Source organism: Streptomyces sp. NBC_00306 (genome assembly GCF_036169555.1).
Taxonomy (GTDB): Bacteria; Actinomycetota; Actinomycetes; order Streptomycetales; family Streptomycetaceae; genus Streptomyces; species Streptomyces achmelvichensis.
In genome coordinates this window covers 2,276,459-2,299,213 of sequence record NZ_CP108032.1, presented here as the reverse complement: position 1 = coordinate 2,299,213, position 22,755 = coordinate 2,276,459, and the positions used below count along the sequence as shown (strand labels likewise).

Genomic DNA, 22,755 nt, shown 5'->3' with positions numbered 1-22,755 from the left:
GCGGCCCCGTGAACACGACGGCGCGGACGAACCACTACGAGGGCCCGTGCGCCGTGTGCGGCGCGACCGTTCCGGCGGAAACCGGTGTCGTCCTGCCGAAAAGCCACGGCGGCTGGGAGATCTACCACCCCGAGCACGCCCGCGAGCCCGGTCCGCCGCCCCGGGGCACGCACCCCGGCTGGCACCACCGCCGCCTGATGTCCCTGGACATCGCGTCGACCGGCCCGCGCACCGGCGTCGACCGCATCCTCGCCGTCGCCCTGCGCGTCTCGGACGGTCCGGGCCGGGACTGGCTGATCGACCCCGGGCCGGGACTCGCCCTCGATCCGCGGACCACGCACGGCATCACCCTGGACCGGGCCCGTGCGGACGGTCTCCCGCCGGAGCGGGTGCTGGACGAGACGGCCGACGCGGTCGCCGCGCATCTGGCCACCAAAGAACTGCTCGTGGTCTGGCACGCGCCGTACGTCCTGACCTTCGTGGAGTCCGAACTGCTGCGCCACGGGCTGCGACCGCTCGCCGAGCGCTGCCCGGCGGGGCTGTTCCCGCTCTGCGACCCGCTGGTCGTCGACCGCCACGTCGACCGGTACCGCAGCGGCGGCCGCTCCCTGCGCAAGGTCACCGCCTGGTACGGCGTCCCGCACGAGAACCCCGGTGACCCGGGCAGCGACGCCCAGGCCGCGCTGGTGCTGGCCGAGGTCCTCGGCGCCTGTCACCCCTCGCTGGCCCGGTTGTCGCGTGCGGCGCTGCACCACGAGCAGACGCTGTGGCGGGAGCGCCAGGCGAGTGACGCGGAGGCGTACCACCGGACAGGAGGCAGGACCACCGCTGGCCGCTGGCCACGGTCGAGGCGCTGCCGTGGGAGCCCCCGCCGGGCGGCTGAGCCGGTACCGGCGTCGGTCCCGCCGTCCGTGGCGACGGCCAGCGACCTGACGGCGGCCGCCGTCAGGAAGAGAGTGAGCGCGCCGCGACCTTGCGCAGATGCGCGCCGAACACCTCGGGTGCGTCCGGGGTCAGTGTGCGCAAGGCGACCATGGCCGTGAGGACCACGTCGCACAGCTCGGACTCGACGTCCCGCCAGGTGTGGGTGTGGCCCTTGCGGGGATTCTGACCGGTCGCGCCGACCACCGCCTGGGCGACCTCGCCCACCTCCTCCGAGAGCTTCAGTATGCGCAGCAGCACCTCCTGTTGCGCGGGAAGGGTCCGGTTCTCGTCCAGCCAGGTGTTGAGGCGGTCGACCGTGTCCCAGATGGGGTCGAGCGTGGCGTCCAGGGTGTGGTCCATGCGCGCTAGCCTCCCACGCCGCGGGGCCCCGCAGGGGGCGCGCGGGTGGAGCAGGCCGACAGGTGGGGGCGGACGCGGAGGTGTAGGCATGAAGAGGACCGCGCCCCCGGCGCACACCGGTACCGATACGGGCCGCAGGCCCGTCCCGCACCCGAAGGAGACCTCCGTGACCATCTCCGTGGACAAGCTCACCGAACCCGCCGTCCGTGCCTTCGTCGGCGCCCTCAACTCCGGTGACCGGGACAGATTCCGGACCACCCTGGCGCCCGGCGCGACGATGTCCGACGACGGCAACGACCGTGACATCGACGAGTGGACGGGGCGTGAGGTCTTCGACTCGCGTGGCCACATGGAGGTCGAGTCGCAGTCGGCGGACGGTCTCTCCCTCGTCGCCCGCTACCGCAACGACACCTGGGGCGAGATGCGGACGTCGTGGAAGTTCAGCATCGAGGGCGGCAGGGTCGCCCGCTTCGAGACCGGCCAGGCCTGAGCGCGGACCGGCCGGCGGTACCGGGCCGGTCGGGCCGGGCGGGTGCCGGGCGGGTCGGGACGGTCGGGTACGGGGCACGTCGGGCCGGTCAGCCGCTCGTCCGCAGGTCGACGACGGTCCGGTAGCGGGCACGGCCCTGGCGGACGTGATCGATGGCCTCGTCGATGCGTGCGGACGGGAAGACCTCCACCTCGGGGTGGATGCCGTGCCGAGCCGAGCCGTGCCGTGCCGCGAAGCCGAGGAGCCGCCGGGTGACGGCCGGAGGCCCCACCCCCGCCGAGACGAGGGACTTCTCGGCGGGGATGACGCTGAGAGGGCTGACGGTGATGGGCTCGGTCGGCAGGCCGACGACGCACAGCCTGCCACGGGGTCGCAGGGCGGCGAACCAGTCGTCCACCCGGTGATCGGCGTTCCCGCTCGCCCGGCGGTCGCGGCCCTTGTCCTGGTGTGCACTCCAACTCGTAGCCTCCTGCGCCATGGATGCAACGGATGCAGTACGGACGGCCGGCACGAGGACACTGGGACGCGCCGGCGGGATCGAGGTCAGCGCGCTCGGGTTCGGGTGCTGGGCCATCGGTGGTGAGTGGCAGGACGGCGCGGGCAACCCGCTCGGCTGGGGAGCGGTCGACGACGACGAGTCCGTCGCCGCCGTACGCCGCGCCCTGGACCTGGGCGTCACCTTCTTCGACACGGCCGACACCTACGGCGCGGGGCACAGCGAACGGGTGCTCGGCCGGGCGGTCGCCGGCCGGCGCGACGAGGTGGTGCTCGCGACCAAGTGGGGCAACCGGTTCGACGAGACGACGCGCACCCTGACCGGGAGCGACGCCGACCCCGGGTATGTGCGCCGGGCGCTCACCGGCTCGCTGACCCGGCTCGGCACCGACCGTGTCGACCTCTACCAGCTGCACCTCTCCGACGCTCCGCTCGATGTGGCGGCAGAACTACGGGACGCCTGTGAGGAGTTGGTCACCGAGGGGCTGATCCGGGCGTACGCCTGGAGCACCGACGACCCGGAACGTGCCGCCGTCTTCGCCGAGGGCCCGCACTGCGCGGCCGTGCAGCACGCCTGCAACGTGCTGGAGGACGCGCCGGCGATGCTCGCGCTCTGCGAGGAAAACGGTCTGGCGAGCATCAACCGCAGCCCGCTGGCCATGGGACTGTTCACCGGGAAGCACGCTTCCGGCAGCCGCGGCGCCGCGGGCGACATCCGGGCGACACCGCCGTCCTGGCTGCCCTGGTTCGGCGCGGGTGGGGTTCCCGAGCCCGAGTGGCTGGCGCGGGTCGACGCCGTACGCGACATCCTCACCTCCGGCGGCCGCACCCTCGCCCAGGGGGCGCTCGGCTGGCTGTGGGCGCGCAGCCCGCGGACCGTGCCGATCCCCGGGTTCCGGACCGTCGCCCAGGCGGAGGAGAACGCCGGCGCGCTGGCGTACGGCCCGCTGCGGCCGGAGCAGATGGAGGAGATCGACAGGCTCCTCTCCCGCACACAGCACCGACGACAGGATTGACGGACCGTCAGATCTGTGGGTTCCTCGGGATGTACCGCCACTGCGACGACATCCCGGGGAGCCCGGTCATGATCGATCTGCTCGAGGACACGTGGGCGCGCGAGGTTCCGCACGGGCAGTTCGCCCTGCTGCGGCGCGAGGATCCGGTGCACTGGCACGAAGTCCCGGGCAACCAGGGCTTCTTCGCGCTCACCCGGCACGAGGACATCGTCGCCGCGAGCCGCGACCCCGAGCTGTGGTCGGTGGAGCTCGGCTCGTTCTTCATCCGGGACCAGACCCCCGAGGCGTTGGAGAGTCTCGGCCTCACCCTGGTCGGGATGGACCCGCCCAAGCACACCCGCTACCGGCGCCTGGTGAGCTCCGCGTTCTCGCCGCGCATGGTCCGCAAGCTCACCGACGACATCCAGCGCCGGGCACAGGTGCTGGCATCGACGGTCTCGGCGAAGGGGTACGAGTCGGAGTTCGTCCAGGAGATCGCGGCCCGCCTCCCGTTGCAGATCATCTGCGAGATGATCGGCGTCCCGGCCGCGGACGAGGACCGCATCTTCGACTGGAGCAACCGGATGGTCGGCCACCAGGATCCGGACTTCCGTACGTCCCCCGAGGACGGGCAGAACGCGGCCGCGGAGATCTACGCCTACTGCGACGATCTGGCGGCCGTCCGCCGCGGATCACCGCGCGACGACATCATGAGCGCGCTGGTCCACGCGGAGGTCGAGGGGGAGCGGCTGAGCACCCACGAGATCGACATGTTCTTCGTGACGCTCGTCGTGGCCGGCAACGAGACCACCCGCAACCTGCTGGCGGGCACGATGCTCACGCTCGTCGAACAGCCGGCGGCACGCGCCGAGTTGGCCGCGGGGATCGACGACGACGCGCTGTGGGCGACGGCGACGGAGGAGCTGCTGCGCTGGAACGGCTCGATCCACAACTTCCGGCGTACGGCGACCCGCGACACCGAGGTGCGGGGCGTACCGGTCAAGGCCGGACAGAAGGCGGTGCTATACTACACCTCCGCCAACCGGGACGAGGCGGTCTTCGAGGAGCCGGACACCTTCGACATCCGCCGGACCCCGAACGAGCATCTGACCTTCGGCGGCGGCGGGCCGCATTTCTGTCTCGGCGCGGGTCTGGCCAGGACCCAGATCAAGGCCCTGACGCGGGAGCTGCTGCGCCGGCACACCGAGGTGGAGCTGACGGGCGAGCCGCGGCGGATGCGGTCGGACTTCATCAACGGCATCAAATACCTGCCGGTGCGGTTCGGAGGGTGAGCCCCGGGGCGGCCGCGACTCCGGCCGCCCTCCGAGCGGCCCGGGCTCGGGCGGAGCACCCGTACGCGACCCGGAGCCGGACCACCCGCACCCGCCCCGGACCACCCGCACCCGCCCCGGAGCACCCGTACGCGACCCGGAGCCGGACCACCCGCACCGACCCCCGGAGCACCCGCACCCGCACCCGCCCCCGAGCGTCCGCTCCCTCAGCCCCGCCCGATGTACGGCATCGCCGTCGCCATCACCGTCGCGAACTGCACATTCGCGGCGAGCGGCAGCTCCGCCATGTGGAGCACCGTCCGCGCCACGTCCGCCGCGTCCATCACCGGCTCCACGACCACCTCGCCGTTCGCCTGGAGAATCCCCGACCGCATGCGCTGCGTCATCTCGGTGGCCGCGTTGCCGATGTCGATCTGGCCGCAGGCGATCGCGTGGGGACGGCCGTCCAGCGACAGGGACTTCGTCAGACCGGTCATCGCGTGCTTGGTCGCGGTGTAGGGGGCGGAGTTCGGACGCGGGACGTGCGCCGAGATCGAGCCATTGTTGATGATCCGCCCGCCCTGCGGGGACTGGTCCTTCATCACCCGGAACGCGGCCTGCGCGCACAGGAACGCGCCGGTGAGATTCACGTCCACGACCGTGCGCCAGTCCTCGTACGAGAGGTCCTCGAAGCGGACACCCCGGGGACCCGACACCCCCGCGTTGTTGAAGAGCAGGTCGACACGCCCGAAATGCTGACAAACCGTGGCAAAGAGCGTGGTGACATCGGGCGGTGACGTCACATCAGTGGGAACACACAGGACATTCCCACCCGCCAGCGACGCCGTTTCCTCCAGAGCCTCAGCCCTTCTGCCCGCCACCGCGACCGACCATCCCGCCTCGGCCAGCGTCAGCGCGACGCTCCGGCCGATGCCGGAACCCGCTCCCGTCACCACCGCAATCCTCGTCCCAGTGTTCATGGACGCGCAGCGTAGCCGCGTACCTGTACGGGGAACTCATCCGACCGACATACGGATGTTGTGTACTCGACAACGCGGAGTCGTCGGCCCCTACTCCAATGCGGAAGGACAACATCCGTCATGGGAGGGGCACATGAGACCCGCATCGCACGCACCCGAGCTCCGGGCCGCCGCCCAGCACATCGGCCGCCGCAGGTTTCTCACCGTGACCGGTGCCGCCGCGGCGCTCGCGTTCGCCGTCGACCTGCCCGGCACCGCCCACGCAGCCGCACTGGACTCCAGGAAGATCACCGAGGACCCCTTCACGCTGGGCGTCGCGTCCGGGGACCCGCAGCCCGGCTCCGTCCTGCTGTGGACCCGTCTCGCCCCCCGCCCCTACGAGCCCGACGGCGGACTGCCCCGCGGCACGTTCACCGTGCGCTGGGAGATCGCCCACGACTCCCGTTTCGCGCGCATCGCACGGCGCGGCTCGGTCACCGCCCACCCCGAGTTCCACCACAGCCTGCACGTCGAGGCCGGCGGGCTCGACAACGACCGTCCCTACTACTACCGCTTCCGCACCGGCACCTGGATCAGCCCGGTCGGCCGCACCCGCACCGCGCCCGCCCGCTCCGCGCGCATCGGCGAGCTGAAGATCGCCGCGGTGTCCTGCCAGGCGTACCACGACGGCTACTTCACCGCGTACCGGCACCTCGCCGAGGAGGAGCTCGACGCCGTGTTCCACCTCGGCGACTACCTCTACGAGTACGCCGTGAACGCCGTCGGCGGCGCCCGCAACTACACCGACCGCCGGCTGCCCGCCCACTTCAACCGGGAGACGGTCACGCTCGAGGACTACCGGATGCGCTACGGCCTCTACAAGTCGGACCCCGACCTGATGGCCGCCCACGCCGCGCACCCCTTCGTCCTGACCTGGGACGACCACGAGACCGAGAACAACTACGCCGACGAGACACCCGAGAACGACGTCCCGCCGGAGGAATTCCTGCTCCGCCGCGCCGCCGCCTACCGGGCGTACTGGGAGAACCAGCCGCTGCGCAGGCCCCAGCAGCCCAAGGGGCCCGACATGCAGCTCTACCGGCGGCTGCACTTCGGCCGGCTCGCCCAGTTCGACATCCTCGACACCCGCCAGTACCGCTCCGACCAGGCGTACGGCGACGGCTGGAAGGTGCCGGGCCCGGAGTCCGAGGACCCGTCGCGCACCCTCACCGGTGCGACGCAGGAGCGGTGGCTCATCGACGGCTGGAAGCGGTCCGGCTCCCGCTGGAACGTCGTGCCCCAGCAGGTCGCGTTCGCCCAGCGCCGGGACGTCCCCACTGCCGCCTACAAGCTCAGCATGGACGCATGGGACGGCTACCCGGCGTCCCGGCAGCGGGTTCTCGCCGGCGCGCAGACCGCCGGCATCGAGAACCTGATGGTCCTCACGGGTGACGTGCACGTCGGCTACGGCTTCGACCTCAAGAAGGACTGGGCCGACCCCGCGTCCCGCACGCTCGGCACCGAGATCGTCGCCACGTCCATCAGCAGCGGCAAGGACGGCGCCGACAAGCCCGCCAACTGGGACAGCTTCACCCAGGCCAACCCGCACATGAAGTTCTACAACGGCCGGCGCGGCTATGTGACGGTCACCTACGGCGAGCGTCAGGCACGGGCGGACTTCAAGACCGTCAGCGCCGTCACCACCCCGGGCGCGCCGCTCACCACGGCGGCGTCGTTCGTCACCGAGTCCGGCAACCCGGGCCTCACCCCGGTGTGACGCTGCCCGCCTCGCCGGGATAGCGGACGCCGATGCGGTCCCGTACCGCGTCGAGCGTCCGCATCACCGCGAGCGTCCCCTCCAGCGGCACCAGCGGCGACTGCTTCTCGCCGGCCCGCAGACACCGCATCACCTCGGCCGCCTCGTGCCGGAACGGATGCGGGTCGGCCGGAACCGCGAACTCCCGCGGCTGTTCGCCCTCCCGGTGCAGGACGAACCGCTCGGGGTGGAAGAAGCCGCGCGGAAACTCGACGCGGCCCTTCGTGCCGGTCACCGACGCCGTCATCGGGGTGTCCGCCACGATCGAGCACGACAGCAGCGCGGACGCGCCCGACTCCCAGCCCAGCAGCATGCCCGTGTGCAGATCCACGCCCTCGGGCGCGAGCAGCGCGTGCGCCTCGATCCGGTCCGGCTCGCCGAGCAGCAGCTGCGCGAACGACACCGGATAGACACCGAGATCGAGCAGCGCGCCGCCGCCGAGCGCCGGATCGCGCAGCCGGTGGCCGGCGTCGAACGGGCCCGCGAGGCCGAAGTCGGCGGACACGGAGCGGATGTCGCCGATCGTGCCGTCGGCGACGAGCTCGACGAGTTGGCGCATCAGGGGATGGCAGTACATCCACATCCCCTCCATCAGGAACAGCCCGCGCTCGGTGGCGAGGTCCACGAGTTCCCCGGCCTCGGCCGCGTCGAGCGTGAACGCCTTCTCGCACAACACCGCCTTTCCGGCCGCCAGACAGAGCCCCGCGGCCGCCCGGTGCGCGGAGTGCGGTGTGGCGATGTACACCACATCGACGTCCTCGTCGGCGGCCAGCGAGGCCCAGTCGCCGTACGCCCGGGGGATGCCGAAGCGGTCGGCGAAGGCCTGCGCGGACGCCTCGCTGCGGGACGCCACCGCCACCACCTCGGCATCCGGCATCTGTTGCAGATCAGCCGTGAAAGCGGCGGCGATGCCGCCCGTCGCCAGTACGCCCCATCGCATGATTCCGCTCATTCCATCCCAGCCTGAAAAGGGACTCGACCACTCCGGACGAGCTGAGAGCATAGGGAGGGATTCAACAACATGGAGAGCCAATGCCGCAGCCGGAGACCGGCCAGGACCGTACAGAAGGACACATACCGGCCGCCGACCCGGTGACGGCGCCTGCTCCCACGGGACCCATCGCTCCCGTCGCACACCAAGCGGTCGCCGCCGCGCGCCGCGTCGGCCTGCTCGTCACCCTCGTCCTCGGCGGCCTCACCGCACTGCCGCCGCTCTCCATGGACATGTACCTCCCGGCGCTGCCCGCGGTCACCGACTCCCTGACCGCGCCCGCCGCCACCGTCCAGCTGACCCTGACCGCGTGCATCGCCGGTATGGCGTTCGGCCAGCTCGTCGTCGGCCCGATGAGCGACCGGTGGGGACGCCGCAGACCGCTGCTGATCGGCATGGTCGTGTACGTCGTGGCCACCGCGATCTGCGCGGTGGCCCCCTCCGTCCAGCTGCTCATCGGCTTCCGGCTGCTCCAGGGCCTCGCGGGCGCCGCGGGCATCGTCATCGCCCGCGCCGTGGTCCGCGATCTGTACGACGGCGTCGAGATGGCCCGGTTCTTCTCCACCCTGATGCTGATATCCGGCGTCGCCCCGATCATCGCGCCGCTCATCGGCGGCCAGGTGCTCCGGGTCACCGACTGGCGCGGCATCTTCGTCGTGCTCACCGGCGTCGGCATCCTGCTCACCCTCGTGGTGGTGAGGTGGCTGCCCGAGACCCTGGCCCCGGAGCGGCGGCACAGCGGCGGCGTGGGGGAGACCCTGCGCACCGTGCGGTCGCTGCTGGGCGACAGGGTCTTCAGCGGCTACATGCTCACCGGCGGGCTCGCCTTCGCGGCCCTGTTCTCCTACGTCGCGGCCTCGCCGTTCGTGGTGCAGGAGATCTACGGCGCGTCCCCGCAGACCTTCAGCCTGCTCTTCGGCCTCAACTCCGTCGGCCTGATCGCGGTCGGCCAGATCAACGGCAGAGTGCTGGTGGGCCGGGTCAGTCTGGACAAGGCGCTCGGCTTCGGACTGGGCATGATCACCCTGGCCGCGACCGGGCTGCTGCTGATGACCTCCGGCGTCTTCGGCAGGGCGAGCCTGTTCGCCGTGGCCGCAGGACTCTTCGTGCTGATGTCCGCCATGGGCCTCGCGATGCCGAACACCAACGCCCTGGCCCTGATGCGCACTCCGCACGCCGCCGGCTCCGCGTCCGCGCTGCTCGGCACCTCCGCGTTCCTGCTGGGCGCGGTCGCCTCACCTCTCGTCGGGATCGCCGGCGAGGCGACGGCCGTCCCGATGGCCGCGGTCCAACTGACCTGCGCGCTCGGCGCGGTGGGCTGCTTCCTCGGGCTGTGCCGGCCGTGGCAGCGGCGAGCCGAAGCGATCGCCTGAGCGCGGTCGCCGACCGCCCACCGCCCGCCGTGATTCGGGGCGTACGGGCGCGCTTCAGGGCGTACGGGCCGGATGCCCGCTCAGCCGGGGCCGGTCCTGGGCGTCCGTCCAGCCGAAGAGGCCGACGCCCGCGGCCTCCGCGCCCGGCAGCCGGACCCCGGACGCCAGCGGCTGCGGCACCCCCGACGCCAGGTCCAGGGCGATGGGTGTGCCGCCGCCCGCCAGCGCGTCCGCCGGGCCGCGGGCGCTCGTCGCGCCGTACGCGAGACCGGCGTCCGTCACGGTCGTCAGCGTCAGCGGCTTGGAGCCGTCCGACTCCTCGAAGCAGCGGCCCTCGCGCCGTTCCAGGTCGAAGGCGAGGTTCCCGGCGACCAGGAAGCCGCCGCCGGGCGCGAGTACCGCCTGCGGGTACTCGCCCGGCTCGATCGCCGGCCGCCGGCACCGCACCTGGACCAGCGGACGGCCGGACGCCGAGTCGTGCACCGCCCAGATGTCGTGCGTGGCCGCGTCCTTGGCGCCCTTCGCGGGCCGCCACACGGCGAGCAGCCGGCCCGCCACCACCGACGTCGGCACCCCCGAGGCGCGGTCACTGCCCGCCGGGGCGACATCGCGGCTGTACCAGCCCCCGCGGACCCAGAAGCCCGACTCGCCGCTCAGCAGCAGCCCCTTGGCGGTCAGGGCGCGTACCTCGGTCAGCCGCCGGCACCCCGCGCAGCCCTTCGGATGGCCGAGCGATGTCTCGGGCACCTGCGTCACCGTGCCGGACGCGGGGTCGACCACGGCGCTGCGGGTGCGCCCGTCCCCGATGAGGATGCCGGGACCGGTGCCGGACACGGTCGGCGCGGTCGGCCATGGGATCTCCACCCGCCGCCGGGTGCCGTCGTCGGCGCCGTACACATCGAGCACGACGAAGGTGCCGGCCGTGGTCAGCGAGTCCTCGCCCGCCCGGCCGAACGTCCAGGTCACGAAGTACTCGCGGCCGTCCCTGGCGACGGACAGCAGCCGGGGGAGCGGACCGTCTGAGGCGGGCGGACGCCACGGGCGGCCGGTCCAGCCGGCCCTGCCGGTGGCCGCGTCCAGGGTCCGCAGCCGGAAGCGGTCGCCGCCCGTGCGCTCCAGATAACCGATCCGGCCGGCCTTCCGCGCGATCGCGTACTCCGCCGACGCCATGGCGATCTCCCAGCCGGGCCGCGGATCGTAGCCCGCGGGCACGGTGAGCCGGGGCTGCGTCGCCGCGGAGTGCCGGGCGGTGCGCGGCTTGTCCTCGGAGGTCCCGCCCTCGCCGCCGCGCAGGCTCAGTGCGAGGAGCAGCGCCACGGCGGTCACCCCGGCCACCAGAGCCAACCGCACGACCCGCTGTCTCATGGTCCCCCCGGAAGCCACGCCTCACGTTCCGTGTGCGGCGAGGGCCACAGCGTAGCAACCGCCCCTGAGGCCACAGCAGTTCGATCCCGTACCCGGTGCGGTGGCCCCGCCATGCCCCCGGGCTGGCCGGTCGGCCGACCGGCCAGGGCCTAGAATCGCTCGGTGAACGCCACCCTTCCCACCGCGGACGCCCTGCGCAGCGCACTCGCCGGTCTGCTGGACGGGCTGCCGCCCTCGCAGGCCGTGCAGGCCGTCGACCGGCTGATCGCCAACTACCGCGGGACGACGCCGACCGACGCCCCCGTGCTGCGCGACCGCTCCGACGTCGCCGCCTACGCCGCGTACCGGATGCCCGCGACCTTCGAGGCCGTACGGTCCGCGCTCGGCGCCCTGCGCGACGCGGCGCCCGGGTTCACCCCGGCCACCCACACCGACATCGGCGGCGGCACGGGCGCGGCGACCTGGGCCGTGGCCGAGGCCTGGGAGGACGAGGCCCCGCACACCACGGTGCTGGACTGGGCGGAGCCGGCGCTGGCGCTGGGCCGGGAGCTGGCCGCGGCGTCGGGCGTGCCCGCGCTGCGCGCCGCCCGCTGGGAGCGCTCACGGATCAGCGCGTCGCTCCGGCTGGAGAGCAGTGATCTCGTCACGGTGTCCTATGTCCTCAAGGAACTCACCGAGGCGGACCGGGCCGCCGTGGTCACCGAGGCGGCGCGCACCGCACAGGCCGTGGTGATCGTCGAGCCGGGCACGCCGGACGGCTATGCCCGGATCATCGAGGCCCGCGACGCGCTCATCGGGGCGGGACTGACCGTGGCGGCGCCCTGCCCGCACAGCGGGGACTGCCCGATCGTCCCCGGTACGGACTGGTGCCACTTCGCGGCCCGCGTCAGCCGCTCCTCGCTGCACCGGCAGGTGAAGGGCGGCTCACTGCCGTACGAGGACGAGAAGTTCAGCTATGTCGCGGCCACCCGCTTCCCGCCGGAGCCGGCGTCGTCGCGGATCGTCCGCAAGCCGCAGATCCGCAAGGGCCTGGTGCTGCTCGACCTCTGCGAGCCGGAGGGGGCCCTGACCCGTACGACGACGACCAAGCGCCACGGCGAGCTCTACAGGGCCGCACGGGATGCGGCGTGGGGCGACGCCTGGCCACCCCACACCGGCTGATCTCAGGGGCGCAGCTCCTGTGTGCAGCACTTCACGCTGCCACCGCCCTTGAGGAGTTCACCCAGGTCCATGCCCAGGGGTTCGAAGCCGCGGTCGCGCAGCGGCTCGTAGAGGCCCACCGCCGCCTGCGGCAGCAGTACATGGCGCCCGTCGCTCACCGCGTTCAGACCGAGCGCGGCGGCGTCCCGTTCCTCGGCGATCAGCGCGTCGGGGAACAGCCGTTCAAGCACCTTGCGGCTGCCCGGGGAGAACGCGCCCGGGTAGTACATGATCTCGTCGGCCGCGTCGTCCAGCACGCTCAGCGCGGTGTCCAGGTGGTAGTAGCGCGGATCGACCAGCTCCAGCCCGATCACGGGCCGGCCGAAGAACTCCTGCGCCTCGTCGTGCGAGAGCGGACTGGAGCGGAACCCGCGGCCCGCCAGCACATAGGACGAGGTGACCGCGAAGTCCCCCTCGCCCTCGTTGATGTGCAGGGGTTCGTGGATCTCGGTGTAGCCGGCCGCGCGGAACCACGCGAGGTGCGCGGCCGCCTCGGCCTCGCGTTCCCGGTGGGCGAACCGGGCGCCCAGCACCCGGTCGTCGATGACGGTCGCGCCGTTCGCGGCGTAGACCATGTCGGGCAGGTCGGGCTGCGGTTCCAGCAGCTCGACGGTGTGGCCGAGCGCGCGGTAGCGGTCGCGCAGGTCCTCCCACTGGGTCAGGGCCAGCGGTAGGTCGACCGGTTTCGCCGGATCCATCCATGGGTTGATGGAATACGTCACCTTGAAGTGCACGGGTGGGCACATGAGATAGCGACGCGGCGATGCGTCACGAAGCGATGAGCGCAATGAGGGCTCCTCACGAACGAACAGGGGCACGCGGTCTGCGTGCAGCCATGGTGCGGCCTAACCGGCCGCTTCGCAGGAGATCGACCACGTGGTTCACCGATTTGTGAGGTAAGCGCAGGCCGGCGTACTCCACCGTGTCATGCGAACCGACGAATCGAGACGATACGTATCGGTTTGTGGTTGCCCGGAACGGCACCTAGATTGACGGGATGACCGACACCAAGGCACCCGACGCCGGCCGTCGCAGCGAACGATCCCGCCGTGCGATCTACGAGGCCGCCCTCGCCCTCGTCACCGAGGAGGGCTACACCCGCACCACCATCGAGGGCATCGCGGCCCGGGCCGGTGTCGGCAAGCAGACGATCTACCGCTGGTGGCCCTCCAAGTCGGCCGTGCTCCTCGAAGCCTTTCTCGACCTGGCCGAGCAGGCGGCCGCAGGGGAGGCCGACATCCCCGACACGGGCGACCTCGCGACCGACCTCAAACTCGTGCTGCGCGCCACCGTCGACGAGATGAACAGCCCCGCCTACGACGGACCCGCACGCGCGCTCGCCGCCGAGGGGGTGATCGACCCGGTCCTCGGGGCCCGGTTCGTCGAGAAGCTCCTCGACCCCCAGCTGGAGCTCTACGCGACCCGTCTGCGCTCCGCCGAGGACGCGGGCCAGGTACGAGCCGGGACCGACCTGCGGATCGCGCTGGAACTCCTGGTCGGACCGCTGACCCACCGCTGGCTGCTGCGCACGCTGCCCCTCACCCACGCGTACGCGGACACCGTCGTCGACTACGCCCTGAACGGTCTCGCACCCCGTACGCCGTGAACGGTCTCGCACCCCGCGGCTGACCCCCGCGGAATGCCCGGGTCCACCCCCCGGTTGAGCACTGTGGCCACCCGGGGAGCAGGATGGTGGGACCATGGCAGAGTCCGCCGGTGCCGAGTGTGAGGTGTGAGGGGATAGATGGGCGACGGTAAAGGCCGCTACCGCGGCACGGAGAACAGGCTCCCCCGCGAGAGCCGGCTGCCCCAGTGGCTGCGCCGGCGCCCCCGCGACACCGAGCCGGAGGACTCACGCCGTGAGTCGCTTCTCCTGGCCGCCGCCGGAGCAGGACTGCCGCTCGCGCCCGCCGCGTATCCCGTCGCGTACCGCTGTTCCTGCGACCGCATCGGCTGTCCGACGCCCGCGATGCACCCCGTCTCCTTCGCCTGGCAGACCCAGTCCACGACCGACCGCGCCCAGATCGAGCGGTGGGCCCAGGGCCAGCCCGAGGCGAACTTCATCACCGCGACCGGCATGGTCCACGACGTCCTCGACGTCCCGCTGGAAGCCGGGCTCGACGCACTCGAACGCCTTCTGGAGCGGGGCATCGAGGTCGGTCCGGTCGCCGAGTCCGGCGGCACGGGCGGCGACGGACGGCTGCTGTTCTTCACCGCCACCCGCGGTACGCCCGAGGACGAGGACGAGTGGTGGCCCTGCGAGCTGGACTGCCACCCCGAGACGATGGACGAGCACCCGGGGCTGCGCTGGCACTGCCGGGGCAGCTACGTACTCGTACCGCCCGCCCGGCTTCCCGGTGATCTGGCAGTGGAGTGGGTACGGGGCCCGGAGCATCCGCTGCCGGACCCGCTGACCCTGCTGGAGACGCTCACCGACGCGTGCGCGCGCTACGCGGGTGACGACGAAGAACTGAACCGGCACGCGCCGGCCTGGCCGCTGGGCCGCTGAGCCGCGGCGGCTGCTGGGCCGCGACCCGGGCCCGCCGTTCGGTCCGCGCCGGACCTTGCCCGGGCCCGCCGTTCGGTCCGCGCCGGACCCTGCCGAGGCCTGTCGTTCGGTCCGCGCCGGACCTTGCCGGGGCCTGTCGTTCGGTCCGCGCCGGACCCTGCCGAGGCCTGTCGTTCGGTCCGCGCCGGACCTTGCCGGGGCCTGTCGTTCGGTTCGGGCCGGACCCGGGGCCTGTCGTTCGGTTCGGGCCCGACCTCGCCGGGCCCGAACCGCCTGTCTACGACCCCTTCGCCGAGGTCAGACCCGTCAGCCGGCCAAGGACGTCGACCTTGCCGACGCCGGAGGCCGGGACCGCCACCGCCTGGCTCGACACCCGCTCCTTGGTGATCGTCTGCTTCACCTCGCCGGTGAGCAGCGCCTTCACGTCCGGGTGCACCTTCAGGCGCACACCCTTCGCCGCGGTCTGCCGCTCGTAGTTGCGCACGGTGAAGAAGACCAGCGCCCCGCCGTCCCGCGTCGCGAGCGCCAGCGGCGCGAAGTCACCGCTGTCCAGCGGCTGGTCGATGTACTGCGTGGACATGCCCGGGAGGTTCTCCTCCTTCTGCCGCGAGGCGCGCCAGTCGGAGGTGTGCGGTCCGTCCTTGAAGTTGTCCGGCTGCCCGCTCTGCATGTACGAGGAGTAGTCCCCGCTCAGATCGCGTGGGGCGACCGCCAGCTCACCGCTGTCCACGGCGACCGGCTCGGCGTAGCCGTCCTGGTCCGTCTTCAGCTCCGGAATGCGGCCGGGGGTGAGGATGGTCAGATACGTCGCCTTCCACACCTCCGCCGGACCGTTGCGCACGAAGATCAGCACCCAGCGGTTGTCCTCGCTGCCCCGGTCCCGGTCGCGGTTGGAGTCGACGTCGGCCAGGAAGAAGCGCGGCCAGCCGGCCTTCTTGGGAATCGTGATCTTCGGGTCGCTGAGCTCCAGCGGCACGTGCTGCGGATTGCCGTCCGGGTAGTTGACGCTGCGTGCCTTCAACCCGGCCTGGTTGATGGCTCCGAGCGCACCGGTGACCCGGCCCGCGTCCAGAGCCGGGTCGTACGCCTTGTCGGCGGCGTTGTAGGCGGCGGTGAACTGCTTGACGGCCTCGACGGCCTCAGCCTTCGTCACCGACGGAACGATCTCCCGTTCCCCGTGCACCGTCACGCACCCGCTCGCCGTCAGGGCCAGCGTCGTCATCGCCACGAGGCCCGTCGCCGCCCGGCGCGGTCCTGTCACCCGAATCGGACTTCTCATCGGCTGCCTTCTGCTCCTCGACCCCCACTGACCGTCCGAACCCTACCGGGGCGAGGAAGAACCCGAGTGCCGGGATCAGATACAGGGCCCACACCACGGTCTGGAGAACGGTCGGATCCGGCTGGAAGTTGAAGACGCCCTTCAGCAGCGTCCCGTACCAGCTGTCGGGCGGAATCGTCGTGCTGATGTCGAAGGCCTTGTTCGCCAGACCGCCGAGGAAGCGGGCTTCCTGCAGGTCATGGACGCCGTACGCGAGAACACCCGCGGCCACGACCACGAGCATGCCGCCGGTCCAGGTGAAGAACTTGGCGAGATTGATCTTCAGGGCGCCGCGGTAGAAGAGCCAGCCGAGCAGGATCGCGGTGGCGATACCGAGGAGCACTCCCGTCAACGGGCCCTGTGAGCCCGCCTCGTCGGTGGCGGCCCGTACGGAGGCCCAGACGAACAGCGCCGTCTCCAGGCCCTCGCGGCCCACCGCCAGGAACGCGGTGGCAACCAGCGCGCCCGTGCCCATCTGCAGGGCGGCGTCAAGCCTGCCGTGCAGTTCGGAGCGCAGGTGCCGCGCGGTGCGCTTCATCCAGAAGACCATCCAGGTCACCAGGCACACCGCGACGATCGACAGCGAACCGCCGAGCAGCTCCTGTGCCTCGAACGTCAGCTCCTGCGAGCCGTATTCGAGGGCGAAGCCGAATCCGAGCGACAGGGCGACCGCGACGCCGATGCCGGTCCAGATCGGCCGCAGCGCGTCCCGTCTGCCGGTCTTGACGACATACGCGACGAGGATGCAGACGACGAGGCTTGCCTCCAGGCCCTCGCGCAGGCCGATCAGATAGTTGCCGAACACGGCCGGTCCCTTCTGGTCATGAGAACAGCGCCCGTCCCCACCAGTCGTCCGTGTCCCGGACGCCCGGCGGGACCGCGAACAGCGCCGAACCCACGTGCTGGATGTACTCGTTGAGGTCGTCGCGCGCGAGCGAGCGCTGCACCGGGACGAACCCCTTGTCGATGTCGCGCTGGTAGGCGAGGAAGAACAGCCCCGCGTCCAGGCGGCCGAGACCGTCCGTGCCGTCCGTGAAGGAGTAGCCGCGGCGCAGCATCCTCGCCCCGCCGTTGGAGTTCGGGTGGGCGAGCCGGACGTGCGAGGTGGGCAGCATCGCGGGCAGGAACGGCTCGTCGCGCTCGTTCGCCTTGCCGACGGGGGCGCCTTTGCCCTTGTCCCGGCCGAAGATGTCCTCCTGCTCCTGCAGGGAGGTGCGGTCCCAGGTCTCGACGTTCATCCGGATCCGGCGGGCGACGAGGTAGGAGCCGCCGGCCAGCCACGCCGGTCCGTCCTTCTGCGCCACCCATACGTGCTTCTCCAGTGCCGGGGCGTCCGTGCCGGCGATGTTGCGGGTGCCGTCCTTGAAGCCGAAGAGGTTGCGGGGTGTCTGCGCGTCGGGGGTCGTCGACGACGTCTTGCCGAAGCCCAGTTGCGACCAGCGCACCGCGACTGTGCCGAAGCCGATCCGGGCGAGGTTGCGGATGGCGTGCACCGCGACCTGGGGGTCGTCGGCGCAGGCCTGGACGCACAGGTCGCCGCCGCTGCGTGCCGGGTCGAGGTTGTCGCCGGAGAACTTCGGCAGCTCCGCCAGGCCCTTGGGTCGGCGGCCCTCGAGTCCGAAGCGGTCCTTGGTGAACAGGGAGGGGCCGAAGCCGATGGTCAGCGTCAGCCGGGACGGCTTGAGGCCCAGTGCCTCGCCGGTGTCGTCCGGCGGTGCTTCGGCGAGGCCGCCGAACGCGCCCTCGCCGACGGGCAGTCCGGCGGTCATGCGTTCCGCGGCACGCGTCCAGTCCTTCAGCAGCTGGACCAGCTCGGCACGGTCCTTCGTCTTCACGTCGAAGGCCGCGAAGTGCAGCCGGTCCTGCACGGCGGTGGCGACACCGGCCTGGTGCACCCCGTGGAAGGGCACGGCGGAACCACTCGCCGCCGCGGTGGCGGTCTCGTCCCCGCCGCCGAGCGCGGCCACCGTGCCGCCGGCCGCGGCGGCACCGAGCGCGAGACCCGCACCGCCCCAGCCGAGCAGCGCACGCCGGGACGGCGTACCGGTGCCCGTGCCGGGCTCCCCGGGGCCCGCGGCCCCGGGCGTCGCGTCGGTCTGCTGGTCGTCGGAAGCCGACATCACGGTCCCCTTACTTGACGACCGCGGCGGCGAGCTTCGACAGCGGCTCGGCAAGGGCGTTGACGCCGTCGCTGAGCTCCTTGCGCTGGTCCTTGCCGACGGTGTCGTACGAGGCGAACACGTAGGTGGTCTTGTCCTTGCGGTACTTGTCGAGCAGCGTGTTCAGCGCGGCGAACTGCTTGTCGAGCTCGGCCACCAGCTTCGGGTCGTTCTTCGACGCGACCGGCTTGAGCAGCTCGTACGAGGTCTGCGCACCCTCGACGTTGGCCTTGAAGTCCACCAGGTCGGTGTGGCTGTAGCGCTCCTCCTCACCGGTGACCTTGCCGGTGGCGACCTCATCGAGGAGTTCCTTGGCGCCGTTGGCCATCGAGGTCGGCGTGATCTCGGCGGTGCCGACCTTCTTCTGCCAGACCGTGAGGTCCTTGATCAGGGTGTCGGCGAGCGCGGTGTCGGCGGGGCCGAGCTTCTTGTCCTGCCACAGGGACTTCTCCAGCCGGTGCCAGCCGGTCCACTTCTGGCCCTTCTCGACACCGTCCTCGCGCAGGTCGACCTTGGGGTCGATGTCGCCGAAGGACTCGGCGACCGGCTCGGTGCGCTCCCAGCCGATACGGGACTCGGCGTACGCCTTCTTCGCCGCCTCGATGTCACCGGCCTTGACGGCGTCGGTGAACACCTTTGCCTTCGGCAGCGTCTCGTCGGCCTGCGCCTGGACGTACTTGCGGTAGCCGGCGACCGCGGCGTCCATCTCCGGGCTCCGCTCGACGGCCTTGCCGCCCGTCGCGGTGACCTTCTGACGGATGCCGTCACCCTTCATACCCGGCTTGCACGCGATCTCGTACGAACCGGACTTCACCTCGGCGGTGAGCCGGGCCTTGGTGCCGGGACCGATGTTCTCCCGCTCGGTGACGATCCGGTCGTCGGGGAACAGGATGTAGACCTCGGTGACCTTCCCGCCCTTGTTCTCGATGTCGAGCTGGACGTGCCCGGCGGCGAACTCCTTCTTCGACACCTCGCAGGAATCGTCCTTCGCGGTGACCTTGATGGCGCCGCCGTCACCGGCCTTGTCGTCGGCCTTCTCGGCGCAGCCCGTGACGGCGGCCAGAGCGGCCGCGACGGCGGTGGCGGTAGCGACGGAAAGACGGACTCGCATACGGACTCCATGCGGCAAGAGGCCCGGCGGAGACGGGCTGAGGGTGGGTGAGGCTGACCTAACTTAACCGAGCCTTACCTCGGCGGTACCCACCCGTGCAGTGATCTGGGACTCATGACGTACGTCCGGAAACGGACGGGTCACAGGCTGCCCATCGGGACCCCAGGACTCGGTCAAGCAGAGGTCAACCGGCCCGTTGCGGAAGCACCACGGGGACGCCGGAGCGAGGGTGCGGGAACACTTCGACGGGCTGCCGGTAGACCCGGCTCAGCAGCACGTCGTCGAAGACCTCGGCGGGCGGGCCCTCGGCCGCGAGCCGGCCCTCGTGCAGCACGGCGACGCGGTCCGCGTACGCCGCGGCGAGACCGAGATCGTGCAGCACGACGACCACGGCGTCACCGGCGGTGGCACGCTCGCGGCAGATGCGCAGCACCAGTTCCTGGTGGCGCAGATCCAGAGCGGCCGTCGGTTCGTCGAGGAGCAGCAGCGGGGCGCGCTGGGCCAGGACGCGGGCGAGGGCGACCCGGGCGCGTTCACCGCCGGAGAGCGCGGAGAAGGGGCGGGCCGCGAAGCCGCCGACCTCCGTGACGGCCATCGCCTCGGCGACGGCCGCGTCGTCCTGCTCCTGGAGCGCGGTCCCGGCCCAGGGTGCGCGCCCCATCCGTACGACGTCCTCCACCAGGAAGGGGAAGGAGAGCGCGGCGGCCTGGGGCAGCACGGCGCGGCGCAGGGCGAGTTCTGGAGCGGTCCAGCCGTCGGCCGGCCGGCCCGCGATGTTCACCGAGCCGCCGTCGGCGGGCAGATCGGCGGCGAGAGCGGCGAACAGGGTCGACTTTCCGGCGCCGTTCGGCCCGACCAGCGCCAGTACCTCGCCGGCGTGTGCGGCGAGCTCCACCCCGGCGAGCACCTCACGGCCGCCGAGGCGGACATGGAGACCCCGGGCCTCGGCGACGACGGAACCGGGCTCGGGGCGTGCGGGCAGCTCCCGCCGGCGCATCCCGAACAGACGGGTCACGGACCTCATGCCCAACCACCTTGCCTACGACGGGTCCTGACCAGCAGCCAGAAGAAGAACGGGCTGCCGAAGAGTGCGGTGAGCACGCCGAGGGGGAGTTCGGCGGGCTCGGCGACGGTGCGTGCCGCGAGGTCTCCCGCGACCAGCATCAGCGCGCCGCCGAGTGCGCTGCCGGGCACCAGGAAGCGATGTCCGGGTCCGTGCGCCATCCGCAGCAGATGCGGGACGAGCAGCCCGACGAAGGTGATGATCCCGGCGACGGCGACCGCGGCAGCGGTGAACAGGGCGACGACGAGGACGAGGACGATCCGCAGCCGCTCGACGTCGATGCCGAGATGCCGCGCCGGCCGCTCGCCGAGGGCGAGCAGGTCCAGCTTCCGTGCGTACAGGGGCGCGACGGCGAGACCGAGGAGCGCGCACGGCAGCACGGCGAGCACCTTGGGCCAGGTCGCCTGGGAGAGCGAACCCAGCTGCCAGAAGGTGATCTGGGTGATCTGGGCGTTGTCCGCGAAGAAGATGAACAGACCGATGAGAGCGCCGGCGAAGGCGTTGACGGCGATGCCGGTCAGGATGAGGGTGACGACCTCGGTCCGCCCTCCCGAGCGGGACATCGCGTACACGAGGAGCACGGTCACCAGGCCGGCGACGAACGCGCAGGCGGTGATGGTCCAGTTGCCGAGAAAGCTCAGCCCGAGCGCGATGGACGCGACGGCGCCGACGGCCGCACCGGAGGAGATGCCGATGATGCCGGGCTCGGCGAGGGGGTTGCCGAAGACGCCCTGCATCAGGGCCCCCGCACAGCCGAGGGACGCGCCGACGAGGAGCGCGAGGACGACACGGGGAAGGCGGACGTTCCACAGCACGCTCTCGCCGACCCGGTCGAGCGCGTGCCCGCCGAGCCCGGCGCGGTGCTGCACCGAGGCGATGACATCGGTGACGGGGATGTCGTACGCGCCGTAGGCCGCGGACACCAGGGCCAGGACGATCACGCCCGTCAGGAGTCCTCCGGCGAGCAGTCCGGCCCCGGTGCGGGTGCGGGCCAGAGGGACGGCGTCGTTGGTGTCCTTCGGGGTGCCCGGGTCGGAAGTGCTCCGGGAGCCCTCAGGGGCCTCACGGCTCTTGCGGGCCTCGGAGCGCTCCGGGACCTCACGGCTCTCGGGGCCGCTCGGTCGGTCCCGGTCCCGGTGCTGGTCCCGGTCCGGTTCCGGGTCCCGGTCGCGCGGGCGGGCGGGTGAGGGGGAGTGGTCAGCGTGCGTGGCCATCGTCACCGGCCGCCCGGGTAGAGCTGGTCCACCAGCGACCGGAGCACCCGGTCGGTGCGCGGTCCGTAGTTCAGCAGGACGCCGTCGTCCACGCTCACCACGCGGCGGTCCATTCCGGCCGGGGTCTGGGCCACGCCGGGAATCTTGACCAGACCGTCGATGCCGCCGACCGACGTCAGACCGTCCGTCATCACCAGCATGGCGTCCGGCGCGGCCTTCGCGAGGGCCTCGGCGGTGATCGGGGTGAAGTCCTTCGCCAGCCCCGACTCCTTGCCGGCGTCCACGGCGCCCGCCGCCTCCAGCAGCGAGGCGGCCCCGGACTCGGCGCCGCCGATGAGGTAGACCGACGCCGAGCCCCGCAGATAGAGGAAGGCGACGCGGGGCTGCTTGCCCTCGGCGGGCTTCGGGATGTCCTTCTGCACCGCCGCGATCCGCTGTGCGGTACGGGTGTTGAGCCGGTCCCCGGCCGCCTTGACCCCCAGCGCGCCGGCCACCGCGTCGATCCGCGTCCGGACGTCGGCAAGGCTCTTGGGCGCCTTGACGACGACGAGCGGGATGCCCGCGGCGCGTATCTGGGCGATGGCCTCGGCCGGGCCGGTCGTCGAGTCGGCGAGGACGAGCGTCGGCTTCAGCGACAGCACGCTCTCGGCGGAGACGTCGTGTCCCCGGGTCACCACCGGCAGCGCGCGGGCCTGTTCGAAGGTCGCGGTGATGTCGCGCGCCACCACCTGCTTGCCCAGGCCGAGCGTGTAGACGATCTCGCTGAGCCCACCGGACAACGGCACGATCCGGTCCGCGGCGGAGACGGTGACGCTCTTGCCGTCGGCCGAGCGCACGGTGGCCGGGAGTTCGGGCTTCGGTGTCGCGGCGAGCGGCTCGATCCGGTCGGCGGCCACGGAGGCCTTCGGCTTGCCCGTGGCGGCGGGCGACTCGTCGCCTCCGCCGCAGCCGGTCGCCGTCAGGGCGAGGGCGAGGACCGAGAGGAGAGCACCTGCCAGGCGAGGTGTGCGCACCGGGACACCTTTCTCTTGTTCACTGTCTAAGACGGTTACCGCGGCAGTCTGCCATGGGTGGACGGGGAGTTGGTCGATGTTTCGGGTGGGTGGGGTCTTCCGGACCGCACGGATCAGAGCTTAGGTTAG

Annotated in this window: 22 protein-coding genes; 9 read left to right on the top strand and 13 right to left on the bottom strand. The window is 71.9% G+C overall.

Going from position 1 to position 22,755, the window contains the following annotated elements; genetic code table 11:
- Positions 1 to 8: 8 nt before the first annotated feature.
- The gene (locus tag OHA05_RS10270) at positions 9 to 1,043 is read left to right on the top strand and encodes a hypothetical protein (protein WP_328860375.1); all 1,035 of its coding nucleotides are present in this window, start codon (positions 9 to 11) and stop codon (positions 1,041 to 1,043) included.
- On the opposite strand, the gene OHA05_RS10265 is transcribed toward OHA05_RS10270, so the two are convergent.
- Positions 946 to 1,284 (bottom strand): MazG-like family protein, encoded by a 339-nt coding sequence (locus tag OHA05_RS10265; protein ID WP_313946655.1) that lies wholly within the window; start codon positions 1,282 to 1,284, stop codon positions 946 to 948. The two genes, OHA05_RS10270 and OHA05_RS10265, sit on opposite strands and share 98 nt — an antisense overlap.
- Before the next feature lie 166 nt (positions 1,285 to 1,450).
- Between OHA05_RS10265 and OHA05_RS10260 the strand changes: the two genes are divergently transcribed.
- Positions 1,451 to 1,774: a nuclear transport factor 2 family protein gene (locus OHA05_RS10260; protein ID WP_313946656.1), complete on the top strand. Its 324-nt coding sequence runs from the start codon at positions 1,451 to 1,453 to the stop codon at positions 1,772 to 1,774.
- A gap of 88 nt (positions 1,775 to 1,862) precedes the next feature.
- Here the strand turns inward: OHA05_RS10260 and OHA05_RS10255 are convergent, their stop codons facing one another.
- A complete protein-coding gene (locus OHA05_RS10255; protein WP_328860374.1) occupies positions 1,863 to 2,252 on the bottom strand; it encodes a hypothetical protein in 390 nt (129 codons plus the stop codon).
- Here OHA05_RS10255 and OHA05_RS10250 point away from each other — a divergent pair.
- Positions 2,251 to 3,285, top strand: coding sequence for an aldo/keto reductase (locus OHA05_RS10250; protein WP_328860373.1), 1,035 nt, complete (start codon positions 2,251 to 2,253; stop codon positions 3,283 to 3,285). The genes OHA05_RS10255 and OHA05_RS10250 overlap by 2 nt on opposite strands.
- 68 nt (positions 3,286 to 3,353) lie before the next feature.
- Complete coding sequence (locus OHA05_RS10245; RefSeq protein WP_313946659.1) at positions 3,354 to 4,556, top strand: cytochrome P450; 1,203 nt, start codon at positions 3,354 to 3,356, stop codon at positions 4,554 to 4,556.
- Between the two features lie 206 nt (positions 4,557 to 4,762).
- Here OHA05_RS10245 and OHA05_RS10240 read toward each other — a convergent pair whose 3' ends face one another.
- Positions 4,763 to 5,515, bottom strand: coding sequence for an SDR family oxidoreductase (locus OHA05_RS10240; protein ID WP_313946660.1), 753 nt, complete (start codon positions 5,513 to 5,515; stop codon positions 4,763 to 4,765).
- Between the two features lie 133 nt (positions 5,516 to 5,648).
- On the opposite strand from OHA05_RS10240, the gene OHA05_RS10235 reads away from it, so the two are divergent.
- Positions 5,649 to 7,271, top strand: coding sequence for an alkaline phosphatase D family protein (locus OHA05_RS10235; protein WP_313946661.1), 1,623 nt, complete (start codon positions 5,649 to 5,651; stop codon positions 7,269 to 7,271).
- On the opposite strand, the gene OHA05_RS10230 is transcribed toward OHA05_RS10235, so the two are convergent.
- Positions 7,258 to 8,250: a Gfo/Idh/MocA family protein gene (locus OHA05_RS10230; protein ID WP_328860372.1), complete on the bottom strand. Its 993-nt coding sequence runs from the start codon at positions 8,248 to 8,250 to the stop codon at positions 7,258 to 7,260. The genes OHA05_RS10235 and OHA05_RS10230 overlap by 14 nt on opposite strands.
- 92 nt (positions 8,251 to 8,342) lie before the next feature.
- Between OHA05_RS10230 and OHA05_RS10225 the strand changes: the two genes are divergently transcribed.
- Positions 8,343 to 9,674, top strand: coding sequence for a multidrug effflux MFS transporter (locus OHA05_RS10225; RefSeq protein WP_313946663.1), 1,332 nt, complete (start codon positions 8,343 to 8,345; stop codon positions 9,672 to 9,674).
- A gap of 54 nt (positions 9,675 to 9,728) precedes the next feature.
- On the opposite strand, the gene OHA05_RS10220 is transcribed toward OHA05_RS10225, so the two are convergent.
- Positions 9,729 to 11,039: a hypothetical protein gene (locus OHA05_RS10220; RefSeq protein WP_328860371.1), complete on the bottom strand. Its 1,311-nt coding sequence runs from the start codon at positions 11,037 to 11,039 to the stop codon at positions 9,729 to 9,731.
- 162 nt (positions 11,040 to 11,201) lie between these two features.
- Here OHA05_RS10220 and OHA05_RS10215 point away from each other — a divergent pair, with 162 nt between their 5' ends.
- Entirely contained in the window at positions 11,202 to 12,200 is a 999-nt protein-coding gene (locus OHA05_RS10215) for a small ribosomal subunit Rsm22 family protein (protein ID WP_328860370.1), read from the top strand.
- A gap of 2 nt (positions 12,201 to 12,202) precedes the next feature.
- Here the strand turns inward: OHA05_RS10215 and ddaH are convergent, their stop codons facing one another.
- Entirely contained in the window at positions 12,203 to 13,027 is an 825-nt protein-coding gene (ddaH, locus tag OHA05_RS10210) for a dimethylargininase (RefSeq protein ID WP_384439720.1), read from the bottom strand.
- Between the two features lie 209 nt (positions 13,028 to 13,236).
- Here ddaH and OHA05_RS10205 point away from each other — a divergent pair, with 209 nt between their 5' ends.
- Together OHA05_RS10205 and OHA05_RS10200 are read left to right on the top strand one after the other, a co-directional pair.
- A complete protein-coding gene (locus OHA05_RS10205; RefSeq protein ID WP_313946666.1) occupies positions 13,237 to 13,845 on the top strand; it encodes a TetR/AcrR family transcriptional regulator in 609 nt (202 codons plus the stop codon).
- Positions 13,846 to 13,983: 138 nt separating this feature from the next.
- A complete protein-coding gene (locus tag OHA05_RS10200) occupies positions 13,984 to 14,748 on the top strand; it encodes a bifunctional DNA primase/polymerase (protein WP_327684561.1) in 765 nt (254 codons plus the stop codon).
- 277 nt (positions 14,749 to 15,025) lie between these two features.
- Here the strand turns inward: OHA05_RS10200 and OHA05_RS10195 are convergent, their stop codons facing one another.
- The 7 genes from OHA05_RS10195 to OHA05_RS10165 form a co-directional block, all read right to left on the bottom strand.
- Positions 15,026 to 15,970, bottom strand: coding sequence for a hypothetical protein (locus OHA05_RS10195; RefSeq protein WP_313949031.1), 945 nt, complete (start codon positions 15,968 to 15,970; stop codon positions 15,026 to 15,028).
- Positions 15,888 to 16,871: an iron uptake transporter permease EfeU gene (gene efeU, locus OHA05_RS10190; protein ID WP_313946668.1), complete on the bottom strand. Its 984-nt coding sequence runs from the start codon at positions 16,869 to 16,871 to the stop codon at positions 15,888 to 15,890. The genes OHA05_RS10195 and efeU overlap by 83 nt, the downstream gene beginning before the upstream one ends.
- 16 nt (positions 16,872 to 16,887) lie before the next feature.
- A complete protein-coding gene (gene efeB / locus OHA05_RS10185; RefSeq protein WP_328860369.1) occupies positions 16,888 to 18,186 on the bottom strand; it encodes an iron uptake transporter deferrochelatase/peroxidase subunit in 1,299 nt (432 codons plus the stop codon).
- Between the two features lie 10 nt (positions 18,187 to 18,196).
- A complete protein-coding gene (gene efeO, locus OHA05_RS10180; protein ID WP_313946670.1) occupies positions 18,197 to 19,336 on the bottom strand; it encodes an iron uptake system protein EfeO in 1,140 nt (379 codons plus the stop codon).
- A 184-nt stretch (positions 19,337 to 19,520) separates the two neighbouring features.
- Entirely contained in the window at positions 19,521 to 20,360 is an 840-nt protein-coding gene (locus OHA05_RS10175; protein ID WP_328860368.1) for a heme ABC transporter ATP-binding protein, read from the bottom strand.
- Positions 20,357 to 21,619, bottom strand: a complete 1,263-nt coding sequence (locus OHA05_RS10170; protein ID WP_443043657.1) for a FecCD family ABC transporter permease — start codon at positions 21,617 to 21,619, stop codon at positions 20,357 to 20,359. The genes OHA05_RS10175 and OHA05_RS10170 overlap by 4 nt, the downstream gene beginning before the upstream one ends.
- Complete coding sequence (locus OHA05_RS10165; RefSeq protein ID WP_328860366.1) at positions 21,616 to 22,626, bottom strand: heme/hemin ABC transporter substrate-binding protein; 1,011 nt, start codon at positions 22,624 to 22,626, stop codon at positions 21,616 to 21,618. The genes OHA05_RS10170 and OHA05_RS10165 overlap by 4 nt, the downstream gene beginning before the upstream one ends.
- Positions 22,627 to 22,755 lie beyond the last annotated feature (129 nt).